This is a genomic window from Flavobacterium movens, assembly GCF_039581425.1.
Classification (GTDB): Bacteria; Bacteroidota; Bacteroidia; order Flavobacteriales; family Flavobacteriaceae; genus Flavobacterium; species Flavobacterium luteolum.
Map to the genome: position 1 here is coordinate 398,969 of NZ_JBCPXY010000001.1, position 10,956 is coordinate 409,924.

8 protein-coding genes are annotated in these 10,956 nt (G+C 36.6%); 5 read left to right on the forward strand and 3 right to left on the reverse strand.

The window, feature by feature from the left end; genetic code table 11:
* Positions 1-3 precede the first annotated feature (3 nt).
* The 3 genes from AAYQ05_RS01770 to AAYQ05_RS01780 form a co-directional block, all read right to left on the reverse strand.
* The gene (locus AAYQ05_RS01770; protein WP_343540747.1) at positions 4-513 is read right to left on the reverse strand and encodes an acyl-CoA thioesterase; all 510 of its coding nucleotides are present in this window, start codon (positions 511-513) and stop codon (positions 4-6) included.
* Positions 514-631: 118 nt separating this feature from the next.
* Entirely contained in the window at positions 632-1,015 is a 384-nt protein-coding gene (locus AAYQ05_RS01775; RefSeq protein WP_343540749.1) for a DoxX family protein, read from the reverse strand.
* A gap of 6 nt (positions 1,016-1,021) precedes the next feature.
* Positions 1,022-2,170, reverse strand: coding sequence for a DNA polymerase III subunit (locus tag AAYQ05_RS01780; RefSeq protein ID WP_343540751.1), 1,149 nt, complete (start codon positions 2,168-2,170; stop codon positions 1,022-1,024).
* Positions 2,171-2,616: 446 nt separating this feature from the next.
* Between AAYQ05_RS01780 and AAYQ05_RS01785 the strand changes: the two genes are divergently transcribed.
* The 5 genes from AAYQ05_RS01785 (at position 2,617) to AAYQ05_RS01805 (ending at position 10,954) form a co-directional block, all read left to right on the forward strand.
* Positions 2,617-3,069 carry a hypothetical protein gene (locus AAYQ05_RS01785; protein WP_198855090.1) on the forward strand — a complete coding sequence of 151 codons (453 nt, stop codon included), beginning with the start codon at positions 2,617-2,619 and terminating at the stop codon, positions 3,067-3,069.
* 180 nt (positions 3,070-3,249) lie between these two features.
* Complete coding sequence (locus AAYQ05_RS01790) at positions 3,250-4,542, forward strand: beta-helix domain-containing protein (protein ID WP_343540753.1); 1,293 nt, start codon at positions 3,250-3,252, stop codon at positions 4,540-4,542.
* Between the two features lie 100 nt (positions 4,543-4,642).
* Positions 4,643-5,050, forward strand: a complete 408-nt coding sequence (locus tag AAYQ05_RS01795; protein WP_343540755.1) for a hypothetical protein — start codon at positions 4,643-4,645, stop codon at positions 5,048-5,050.
* Positions 5,047-6,471, forward strand: coding sequence for a gliding motility protein SprC (gene sprC / locus AAYQ05_RS01800; protein WP_343540757.1), 1,425 nt, complete (start codon positions 5,047-5,049; stop codon positions 6,469-6,471). Before AAYQ05_RS01795 ends, sprC begins: the two co-directional genes overlap by 4 nt.
* 1 nt (position 6,472) lies before the next feature.
* The gene (locus AAYQ05_RS01805) at positions 6,473-10,954 is read left to right on the forward strand and encodes a PorP/SprF family type IX secretion system membrane protein (RefSeq protein WP_343540759.1); all 4,482 of its coding nucleotides are present in this window, start codon (positions 6,473-6,475) and stop codon (positions 10,952-10,954) included.
* Positions 10,955-10,956: the final 2 nt, after the last annotated feature.

The window sequence follows — 10,956 nt, forward strand, 5'->3', positions numbered from 1 at the left end:
GTTCTACAAAAACAAAGCCTTTAATTCTGTTGCATCTGTTGGTTTTATTTTACCAGCTAACAATAAACTTAATTGTTTACGACGTAGTGCAGCCTCAAAGCGCTGAATTTCTAATTCAGTTTCTGGTATAATTGCAGGAACTTCAACAGGTCTTCCGGTATCGTCTACTGCTACGAAAGTATAAATTGCCTCGTTGGCTTTTGTTCTGTTTCCAGATTCGCGGTCTTCTACCCATACGTCTATAAAAACTTCCATTGAACTTTTAAAAGATCTGGAAACTTTTGCTTCTACAGTTACAACGCTTCCAAGCGAAATAGCTCTGTTAAAAGCAACGTGATTTACAGAGGCCGTTACTACAATTCGACGCGAATGTCTGCGGGCCGCAATACTTGCCGCTCGGTCCATTCTGGCTAATAGCTCACCGCCGAAAAGATTGTTTAAAGGATTTGTTTCGCTCGGTAAAACCAAATCAGTTAAAATAGTTAGGGATTCTGAAGGATGTTTTGGATTCATTTTTTTAAATAAAATTTGTTTTAACGCCCCAAAAAGGGCTTTTTTTGCCACAGATTTCACAGATTAAAATGATTAAATAAATCTATGAAATCCCGATAGCTATCGGGAGTGGCATATTTTAGTTCAACCAATAAACAGCCATTACAGCTGGTATAAAATATATAACAATGGTTCTCGCACCATCGTAATCTTTTGCAAGTCTTTGTCCGAAAAGCATCATTAGCAAACAGATGCAAGAAAATATAGCTCCATAAAAGCCAAATTCTCTGCCATTGTTTGTAAATAATTGAATTCCGCCCACAACGCATAAAATTCCTGAAATCAATTCTAAAATCAATAAATGCAATAGAGCCAGAGGAACTTGATTTTTTAAAGGTGTTTTGGCAAAGTGTTCTTTAAGCCATGCAACATTATCTTTCCAGTAAAAAATTTTCTCGTAACCCGATTGTAGAAAAGTTAAAGCTAGAAAAGCTAGAAGTAAAATTGAGGCAATATTGTTCATTATGAATTATTTTTTATGAATTAAACGAGTCAATTTGATCGATAAATCGGTAAGGATTATTTTTGCATTTCCGTTTCTTTCAATGTGATACATCGCATCTGAAAGTTCTTTGAATATTTCGTGGATGTTGTTTCCGTTTACGAAAGGAGCAAAATTCTCCAATTTAAATTTATCCACTTTCGGTTCAATATACACTAGACTTTGTGCTTGATAATTTAGCATAAGAGCTTGTCTAAACATTTCAATGCAGTATTGAATAAATTTTTTCTGGCTCTCACGTCCAAGCGCGGCAATCTGCTCGCTCCATGAAATTAAATCCTGAATGGCAGCAGCATTTCCTTTTGCCCTAAAAGCAGCTCGAACCCAATTGACAAACCATTGCTCAAACGGAAGATCATCATCGTCTTCTTTTAACAAATGCAATGCTTTATTAAAATTTCCTTGCGCTTGATGTGCAATTTTTTTAGCTAAGTTTTGGTCTATATTTTCTTGGGCAACCAAAGCTTCAGCTATTACTTTTTCAGGAAGTCCGTTAAAGTGAATAACCTGGCATCTTGAACGTATGGTTTGGATTATATCTTCTTCGTTTTCAGAAATCAGAATAAACATGGTTTTGTCTGAAGGCTCTTCGAGAAGTTTTAGCAGTTTATTGGATGCGGCGATATTCATTTTATCGGCCATCCAGATAATCATGATTTTGTAACCGCCTTCATAAGATTTTAGCGAAAGCGATTTTAAAACTTCCTGTGCATCTTCTACACGAATTTCTCCCTGCTTGTTTTGAACGCCAAGAATTTTATACCAATCGAACAAACCTCCGTAAGGCATTTCTTGAATAAAACTGCGCCAATCCTGAATAAAGTCTAAACTTTTCGGTTTTGTTTTTACGTCTTCGGTTGTAACGGTTGGGTAGATAAAATGCAGATCGGGATGAGAGATGTTATCAAATTTTAGATTACAAGAATCATTTCCATTTGAATTTTCATCACCGGTATTATTGCATAAAATGTATTGGGCATAGGCAATGGCTGTTATTAATGTGCCACTTCCTTCTGGACCAACGAATAATTGAGCATGAGGAATTCTACCAGAAGCAGCACTTTTTATCAAGTGGCTTTTGATGTAATCTTGACCTAAAATTTGAGAAAATTGCATTGGGCAAAGATAGAAGAAAATGTCTAGTCAAAAATTATCGGGATAAGATTATTTCGTCGTTGCCATTTTCAAATTTAGTTTGGAAGTCTTCGAATGTTTTTTTGAATTTTTTCGAATCATTTTCGACAGAATTTTGTTAATAAATATCTTCAAGTGAGTAAATATCAAGATGTTTTTGTTAATATTTTTTTTCAAAAAACGATAAACGTAAGGTTTTTTTGGTTATTAATTAGAAGGATTTTTCTTTTTTTATAGCGAATATCTTACGGATTTTAAATTAACATTTTTAACAAAATGCCCGTTAAAACGCACATTTTCTCGACATAACGCTGGTTTTTAAGGTTTTTTTAAGGAAATTTTTTGAAAAAAAAATCCATTACAGTTGTAATTTAAGTTAATTTCTATATTTTTGTTTTTATCAACAACCAATTATAAAATAAGAATCTATGAAAGGGAAAATTATTCTATTTAGTGCTTTTTTTATCTTAACTACTGCGGCTGTTTCAGCACAAGCTAAAAACGCACCGAGAAGTATTATCAGTACAACTGCTCTTATCAGAAAATACCATGATCAAAAAGAATTAAGTGGTATGCAAAAAGGAGAACTTTTGGAATTATACATCGAGCGTATTAAAGTATTAGTTAAAACTCTCCCTTACATTGCTTTGGTTACTAAACCAGGTGTTACTATGGCAGACTTAGGTATTCCAGACGATAACGAACACAAAAAAGTATTAGATGCTCAGGCAGTTGGTACAACAACTTTCTTGGATACTACGGTAGATTTTCAAAGAAAAATGATGCCTTACTCTGATAAAGGAAATCTAATCGCTGCAATCTTATTCTACGAAAGTACATTGAAATCATTACACGAGTTCAACGATTTGAACGAAATGTAATAAAGCATTTTTTAAAATCTTTTTTGAGAAAGTCTAGTGAATACCAGCTAGGCATTCTTAAAAAACAAAATAAAAAAAACAACTCATTCTCGAGGGGCCTGAAAAATTTCAGAAAACTCGAGAAGAGTTTTTGCATTTACGCATACCCAAATTTATTATTAACCGTAATACCCCCTTATCATGAAAAAAATTACTCAATTGATCTGCGTTCTTTTGACAGTTGCGAGTATGAATGCTCAACAAGAGAAAGGAATTATGGGCTACACCAATTGGTTAAACAACTGGACTGAGTTTAAGCCTAACAAAGTTGATTATGGAGAAGCAAACCAAATTTTGGCAGGAAATATTTCTGTTAATACCAAATTGCTGAAAAGAAATATCTACGTTTTGCAAGGAAACGTTTATGTTACAAACAATGCTGTTTTAACTATCGAACCAGGAACTGTAATTATTGGTGATTTCGAAACAAAAGGAACATTGGTGATCACAAAAGGTGCACAATTAGTAGCTGATGGTTTAGAAACAGATCCAATCGTATTTACTTCAAACCGCAGCATGAAAAAAGCTGGAGACTGGGGTGGTATCGTAATTCTTGGTGATGCTCCAATTAATAAATTTGGAAATGTAGGTTCTTATAACCTAGATCTTGATCCAACAATGACTACTTACGGTGGAGACAATGTAGCTTCAAACTCAGGAATTTTAAGATTCGTAAGAATCGAGTTTGCTGGTAAAAAAGTAAAAGGAGCTGATACTTTCAACGCTTTAACTTTAGCAGCTGTTGGTAACAAAACAATTTTAGAAAACATCATGGTTAGTTACGCTGGTGGAGATTCTTTCGGAATCTTAGGTGGTGACTTAAATGCTACAAAATTCGTTTCTTATAAATCAGTTAACGATGACTTTAAATTCTCTCAAGGAGTTCAATGTCGTTTCTTCAACTCTTTAGCAGTTAGATCTTCTTACTTCTCAAGTACTAAAGACGGATCTCGTTGTATGGAGGTTAAATCTTATGAAAAGAAAAGTGAAACAGACTTCACTAAAAAACAAACTTTAGTTGTTGCTAGTAATATTACAATGGTTAATGACAGTGAAAACATTAATGCTGACATTCAAGCAGGTTTAGTAAAAGAGGCTATTTATGTAGCTGAAAATGCTTCTCTTGAAATGAAAAGAAGTGTAATCTCTGGATTCAGCCCTGCAGTATTATTAGACAGCAAAACAGAAATCAATGATGCCAACCTTAAAAAAATCAAATTTGAGGAAATGTACTTCAATTTATGTAATGGAAACATCTTTACAGAGTACAATTCTAACAATGAAGATTTAGAAAGCTGGTATGGAAACAGTGTTTTCTTTAATGTTTACTCAAAAAGTGACAACAAAGAAACATTCATTGACATCTTCAATCCTAAAAAACCAGATTTTAGATTACAATTAGGAAAAATCACAGCTTCTAGCGGTAACAGATAAATAGTTTCGATTTTTATTTCCCACGCGTAAATTTTATTAATTAAGTCCCCAGACACAATTTATGTATCGTCTTACGGGCCAAAATAAAGATCAAGACATAATGGTATCTACGAAAAAATATTTTTTATATATAATATTTTTGGTTTCGCCTATATCGTTAACTCTATATGCACAGAATACAGCAGAAAACCCTACTAAGGCTGCTGTTTCTGAGTGTGGGTTAATTTTGTCTAGCAATAACCAAAACAGTAACAATGCTGTTGTTGAAAACGGCAAATCAAGTAATTTAAATCAGTCTATAGTAGGGATGTCCACCCCCAAGGATGGCCTTACTATAGCGGCTGAGTCAAATACTTTATCTAATGATTGTGAAGAGAATTCAACACTTGCGGCAACTTCAATTCTTGCAAAAGAAGTAATTGAAAACTACAAGTATGATTTCTCTGAAACATTCATAGATATCCTGTTTTTTGAGCGTATAGATCTAGCAAGAACACGCACTATATGATTCAAAAAATTACTTTATCTTTTTTTAAAGTTATAATATTATTTAGCATTTTACTTTTTGCTAGATCGAATGCCTATGCCCAAACGATAGTTCCTCAACAGTTAGATGGTTTAGAGAAACTTTGTGCTGGTAGTTCTTTCAATGAGTTTTTTGCTACTTTTAGTTATGTTAATTTTCCTGCGGGAACTACATTTTCTGTGGAGATCGTAGATTCAGCAAATAATCCAATTGCAACAACTTTATTACAGACGATAGATTTATCGGAAACGCAAAAAACTATAAAATTTGCGGTTCCGGTAAATCTTGTCGGTTCTGATAATTATGGCTTAAGAATTAAGAGTTCTCAAACTTATGCCAGCCCTAGATTTAAAAATTCTCAAGGGGCAACATCTTTTCCAGCCTATTATAAAGATTTTGAGTCATCATTTTCAATAAACAACAAAGAAACCAGTGCGACAATTTGTTCAGGTGGAAGTCTTACTCTTTCTATAGATGCAGGTACATCTTCTCCTTTAAACTTTCCAAATCTAAAATACATTTGGTTTAAAGATAATGCTGTTATAGCAGGACAAAGTGCTAAAACGTTAACAGTAACTAGCCCTGGTGATTATTATGCAACAATTGATTATGGTTCTTGTACTGATGTCAATTTTAGCTCGAATCATATTAATGTTGGAAGCTCATCTTCTGGTAACGCCGTAACGATTAATTCTAGTCTTGGAAACCCATTTTGCGCTAGTGGAACAGGAACAGTTTTAACAGCTACTTCTGGAAATAGCTATCAATGGAAGAAAGACGGTAATATAATTCCTGGAGCGACAAATCGTACATATTCTACAAACGAATCTGGAGTTTATTCTGTAGATGTAGATTTTGGAGGGTGTAAAGCAACAGGCTCTATAAATCTTCAAAGCAATGGTTTTGAAGCTAGCATCGATGCGCAAGATGGATACAAACTTAGTGAAGGTGAAACTATAACTGTGACGATAACAACAGATGCTGTTGGACCAACTTATGAGTGGTATCTGAATGGAAACTTAATTTCTGGCGAAACATCAAACTCTTATGTAGTAGCTGTTAAAGGTAATTACATAGCAAAGGTTTCTCAGTCTTCTGGCTGTATTGCTACCAGAGAATTTCCATTTAGAATAAATGGAGAATCTGGCCCTGCTAGTGTTATTCCGAACATTATTAAACTAAGCGGAATGAATCCGTATTGGAATATTCCAGACGAATATAAAAATGCAAATACAAAAGTAATTATCATTAGTTCAAACGGCGATAAAGTTCTGGATGTAGTGAATTACCAAGGCGATTGGCCTCAAAACAATATAGATTTTAAAAATGTAAATCCCGTTTATTACTATGTCATTCAAGGCGATGCAGGTGAAAAAAAAGGATCAATAACGGTTATAAAATAATATGAAGAAAATTTTACTATTCATCACGTTATTTTACGGTTTATCAAATGTACTCTATTCTCAAGAAGCTTCTGAGGATGGAGTTGTTTCGTTTTCATTACCCATAAGAAATTCTTTAAAGTTTAATAGATATTTAATTAATCCAACTTTCAGTTTTGTTAGAGAATCGAATCCATATGCAAGTTTCTACAATAAAAGGCAATGGGTGCAGTTTGATAATGCTCCGCAGACTTATTTGGCCAATTATTCTGGCCGATTCAGAGAAAATGAAGCATTTGCTGTAGGCTTATTTCAACAGAATTATGGTTTGATGACTGTCTTTGGCGGAGTTGCCAATTTCGCTCATAATATTGTTCTAGAAGAAGCTAGTAATTTGACTTTTGGTTTAAATGTGGGAATTTATCAAAGTGGTATAAATACAGGAAAAATTATATCAGATGATTCTACTATTCTATCAGGGGATTTTCCAAAAAGCACATTACTGACTGTAAATCCAGGGATTAATTATGGTACAGAATTTTTAGATTTCGGATTAGCAATTAACAATTTAGTGCTTTACAATTTTGGATCTGGAATGGTAAAAGAAGATCCAGAAAGAGCGATTCAGTTGCATGCTATGTACACAGGATATATTGATAGTTATGGCTTTTTTGACAGAAGTAAATTTTCTGGAATTGTAAGAACAGAAATTAAAAAAGATAAAACAGTTATTTCTGGACTTGGGATGCTTTCACTTCAGCAAGGAGTTTGGGCCCAGTTAGGTTATAACACATTATATGGAGTTTCTGCAGGACTTGGAGTTAACATTACGCCGAGTATTGCTATTGAGTATAATTACGAAAGAGGAATGGGTAATTTCTCGAACTTAGGTGGTTCTCATGAATTTGCTATTGCGTATAAATTCAAAAATAGAAATTACTACTACGGAGATGATGATGAAGGTTCTTTAGTTGATCCTGCGAAACCAAAACCAGTACCTGCAAAACCACAATCGGAAGCGACTCAAGTTAACAGAGCAGAAATCGCTGAAAAGAATAGATTGGCAGCAGAATCAAAAGCTAAAGCAGATGCTGAAGCAAAACAAGCAAGACTTGCGGCAGCTGAAAAAGTGAGAGCAGATGCCGAAGCTGCAGCAAAAGCAAAATTAGAAGCAGATAATAAGGCCAAAGCAGATGCAGAGGCTGTTAAAATAAGATTAGCTGCCGAGGCAAAAGCTAAAGCGGATGCTGCAGCCGCAGCAAGAGCACAAACTGCTGCTGCAAATAAAGCCGTAGCAGAAACACAAAAAACACAAGCACAACTTGCTGCTGATAAAGCTAGAGCAGATGCAGAAGAACGCAGAATAAAACTAGCCGCTGATAATAAAGCAAAAGTGGATGCCGCTGCCGCAGCAAGAGCACAAGCTGCAGCAAACAAATCTGGTGCAGTTGTACAGAAAACTCCAGAACAGCTCGCTGCAGATAAAGCACAAGCAGATGCAGAAGCATTAAAAATAAAACTAGCAGCAGATGCTAAAGCAAAAGCAGATGCGGAAGCTTTACAAGTAAAAGTAGCAGCAGCCGATAAAGCCAAAGCAGATGCTGAAGCTGCAAAAGCTAAAGCAGCCGCTGCAAATGCAGCTGCACCAACACAGCAAAAAACAGCAGCACAGCTTGCAATTGAAAGAGCAAGAGCAAATTCAGAAGCTGCTGCAAAAATGAGATTAGCTGCAGCAGAAAAAGTTAAAGCAGACGCTGAAGCCGCAAGACAGGCAAGATTGGCCGCAGCAGAAAAAACAAAAGCAGATGCTGAAGCGGCAAGATTAAAATTAATTGCAGATACTAAAGCAAAAGCCGATGCTGCCGAAGCAAAACGTAAAGCAGATGCAAAAGCAAAAGCAGAGGCTGCAGATATGCAATCAATATTAGCAGCAGATGCTAAAGCGAAAGCAGACTCAGATGCATTGCAAGCAAGATTAGCTGCTGAAGCAAAAGCAAAAGCGGCTGCAGAAACTAAAACAAAATCTTCTATCGATGCTGCAAACAAAGCTAAATTGGCGGCAGATGCGAAAGCAAAAGCGGCAGAAGAAGCTGCACTTAGAGAAAAATTAGCTGCTGAAGCGAAAGTTAAGGCAGATGAAGAAGCAAGACAAGCGCTTATCGCTGCTGAAGCGAAAGCAAAAGCAGATGCCGAAGCACTAAGAATAAAACAAGCTGAAGATGCTCGTCAGGCACAATTAAATGCTGAAGCAAAAGCAAAAGCAGATGCAGAAGCACTTCAAGCTAAACTTGTAGCCGACGCAAAAGCGAAAGCAGATGCCGAAGCAGCAGCTAAAGCAAAATTAGCAGCTGATGCTAAAGCAAAAGCAGACGCCGAAGCTGAGAAAGTTAGATTGGCCGCCGAAGCAAAAGCAAAAGCAGATGCAGAAGCAGAGCAAGCTAGATTGGCAGCCGACGCAAAAGCGAAAGCAGATATGGAAGCCTTACAGGCTAAATTAATTGCAGATGCTAGAGTAAAAGCCGATGCAGAAGCTACAGCAAAAGCTAAGGCAGAAGCAGAAGCGAAAAAATTACAAGAAGAGGAAGATGCTCGCCAGGCTAAGTTAGCAGCAGATGCAAAAGCAAAAGCAGATGCAGAAGCAGAGAAAGCAAGATTAGCAGCAGAAGCGAAAGCAAAAGCTGACGCCGAAGCAGAAAAAGCAAGATTAGCGGCAGAAGCCAAAGCTAAAGCAGATGCCGAAGCTTTACGTGTTAAACAAGCTACTGAAGAAAAAGCGAGAGTAGAAGAAGAAGCTCGTCAGGCGAAATTAGCTGCAGAAGCAAAAGCCAAAGCTGATGCTGAGGCAGAAAAAGCAAGATTAGCAGCAGAAGCTAAAGCAAAAGCCGATGCAGAAGCATTGCAAGCAAAACAAGTTGCTGAAGAAAAAGCTAGAGTTGAAGAAGAAGCGCGTCAAGCCAAATTGGCGGCAGATGCAAAAGCAAAGGCAGATGCTGAAGCATTACAAGCTAAACTGGCAGCCGATGCAAAAGCAAAAGCGGATATGGAGGCTTTACAGGCAAAATTATTAGCTGATGCAAAAGTAAAAGCCGATGCAGAAGCTACAGCAAAAGCAAAAGCAGACGCAGAAGCAAAAAAATTACAAGAAGAGGAAGATGCTCGCCAAGCTAAGTTAGCAGCTGATGCTAAAGCAAAAGCAGACGCTGAAGCATTAAAAGCGAAACAAGCAGCGGAAGAAAAAGCTAGATTGGATGAAGAGGCTCGTCAAGCTAAGTTAGCAGCAGACGCAAAAGCCAAAGCCGATGCAGAAGCACTTCAAGCTAAGTTAGCCGCAGACGCAAAAGCTAAAGCTGATGCAGAGGCACTTCAAGCTAAACTTGCAGCAGACGCAAAAGCAAAAGCTGATGCAGAAGCACTTCAAGCTAAGCTTGCTGCAGATGCAAAAGTAAAAGCTGATATGGCAGCTGAACAAGCAAGACTTTTGGCAGAAGCAAAAGCAAAAGCGGATGCTGAAGCTACAGAAAAGTTGAAAGCTGAAGAAGAAACAAGACGCCTACGTGAAGAAGAAGAGCGCCAAGCAAGATTAGCAGCAGAACAGGCTAAAGCAGATGCAGCAGCAGCGGCACTGGCAGCAAAAGCGAAAGATGATACAGGAAAAGCGATCGAAAACTTGACTAAATCTGTTGAAGGTACTAGTAACATTCAAACGGATTTATTAAATCAGTTTAAAGCAACCGTTGCAAATAAGCAGAAAGACTTAAACGATTTGAAAGAGGAGAACGATTTAAGCGAAAAGGGTATTTATAGAGAGCCAAAACCATTTAAGAGTGTAGCGGCAGAAAACAGCCAGATTGAGGCGTTGAAAATTCAGATTGCTGATGCAAATAACAGCATGAAAAATGAGATTGCGAAACTGACTAATCTTTATAACGATAGACTTAAAAAGTTCCCTAAAGATGATCCTTTGAACAAAGCTTATCTTGAAAAGATAAACGAATTGAAAGCGGCTCAATTAAAAATGGAGCGTGAAGGTGCAGCATTAATAGCCGATTTAGAGCGTATTAAAACAGAGACTGAGATTGAGCGTAAACGTAGAATTAAACGTGCAGCTTATGAGAATGATGAAGGAAGATATGCGCAGGACGTTGCAGCTCTTAAGAGAATTAAAGAAACAACTAAGCTGAGCAGTACACCATTAAAAGCAAATGATTTTGATTTTGGTGAAGAGCAGTCAAATATGCAGATTATTAAGAATATTAAAAATTCTGATAGCGGGTATTATATGATTATCGCGGTTCATAATAGTGTAGAGAAACGAGATGAGTTCTTAGCAAAAGCAGTTGCTGCAGGAAGATCAGATATTAATTTCTTTTACAATGTAACAACAAGTAAATATTATATCTATTACGAGAAGTTTGATGGTTTACAAGAGGCAACTAAAGCTTTAGAAGCAAAAGGAAATAAACCATACAACGGAAGAATGGCCATTGTAAAAGTGGAGAATTAGTA

Coding starts and splice junctions, on each gene's coding strand:
- AAYQ05_RS01770 (WP_343540747.1), bottom strand. CDS start 513: ATGAATCCAAAACATCCTTCAGAATCCCTAACTATTTTAACTGATTTG.
- AAYQ05_RS01775 (WP_343540749.1), bottom strand. CDS start 1,015: ATGAACAATATTGCCTCAATTTTACTTCTAGCTTTTCTAGCTTTAACT.
- AAYQ05_RS01780 (WP_343540751.1), bottom strand. CDS start 2,170: ATGCAATTTTCTCAAATTTTAGGTCAAGATTACATCAAAAGCCACTTG.
- AAYQ05_RS01785 (WP_198855090.1), top strand. CDS start 2,617: ATGAAAGGGAAAATTATTCTATTTAGTGCTTTTTTTATCTTAACTACT.
- AAYQ05_RS01790 (WP_343540753.1), top strand. CDS start 3,250: ATGAAAAAAATTACTCAATTGATCTGCGTTCTTTTGACAGTTGCGAGT.
- AAYQ05_RS01795 (WP_343540755.1), top strand. CDS start 4,643: ATGGTATCTACGAAAAAATATTTTTTATATATAATATTTTTGGTTTCG.
- sprC (WP_343540757.1), top strand. CDS start 5,047: ATGATTCAAAAAATTACTTTATCTTTTTTTAAAGTTATAATATTATTT.
- AAYQ05_RS01805 (WP_343540759.1), top strand. CDS start 6,473: ATGAAGAAAATTTTACTATTCATCACGTTATTTTACGGTTTATCAAAT.